General features: G+C 65.0%; 1 pseudogene. It reads left to right on the top strand.

Annotation, left to right across the window (positions count from 1 at the left end):
* A pseudogene (tnpC, locus tag NKI24_RS35790) lies at positions 1-880 on the top strand (IS66 family transposase); the annotation flags it as partial.

Below are 880 nucleotides of genomic sequence, written 5' to 3'. Positions count from 1 at the left end.
GCCAGCATCAGCCGCTTAACCGCCAGGCCGAACGCTATGCCCGCGAAGGCGTGCCGCTCAGCCTGTCGACGCTCGCCGACCAGGTCGGCGCCGGCGCCGCGGCGCTGATGCCGCTGTTCAAGCAGCTCGAAGCCCATGTGCTGGCCGCTTCGCGTCTGCACGGCGACGACACGACGGTGCCGGTTCTGGCCAAGGGCAAGACCGATACCGGCCGATTATGGACCTATGTGCGCGATGACCGACCGTTCGGCGGCGCCGATCCGCCGGCGGCAGTGTTCTACTATTCCCGCGATCGCCGAGGCGAACATCCCGCGGCGCATCTCGCCGGCTGGAGCGGCATTCTGCAGGCCGATGGCTTTGGTGGTTATGGCGATCTATGCGACGGGCCGTCAGCCGGCGCCTATTCTGGAAGCCAGCTGCTGGGCCCACAGCCGGCGCAAAGTGTTCGAGCTGGCCGATATCGAAGCGGCGGCGCGCAAGAAGGCGCACGGCGAGAAGCCCAACCTGGTCTATCCGCTGGCGGTTGAAGCCGTGAAGCGCATCGATGCCCTGTTCGATATCGAGCGCGGGATCAACGGCCTGTCGCAACGCCACGCCGTGCGCCAGGAGCGGAGTCTGCCGCTGGTCACCGAGCTCGAGACCTGGATGATCGAGACGCGCGACAAGCTCTCGCGCGGACACGATCTGTCCAAGGCCTTCAACTACATGCTGCGCCGCTGGTCATCCTTCACCCGGTTCCTCGACGATGGGCGGATTTGCCTGTCGAACAATGCAGCCGAGCGAGCCCTGCGCGGCATCGCGAAGACCGATTCATTATGCACCTCCTTTTCAAATGGCGGAAAACAGCGATTCTTGGTTGTCGTCGTGGATGCGACGCGGA

Source organism: Mesorhizobium sp. M0701 (genome assembly GCF_040320365.1).
In the GTDB taxonomy this organism is placed as follows: Bacteria; Pseudomonadota; Alphaproteobacteria; order Rhizobiales; family Rhizobiaceae; genus Mesorhizobium.
The sequence above is the reverse complement of the archived record's forward strand: the minus strand, read 5'-3'. Positions and strand labels throughout refer to the sequence as shown.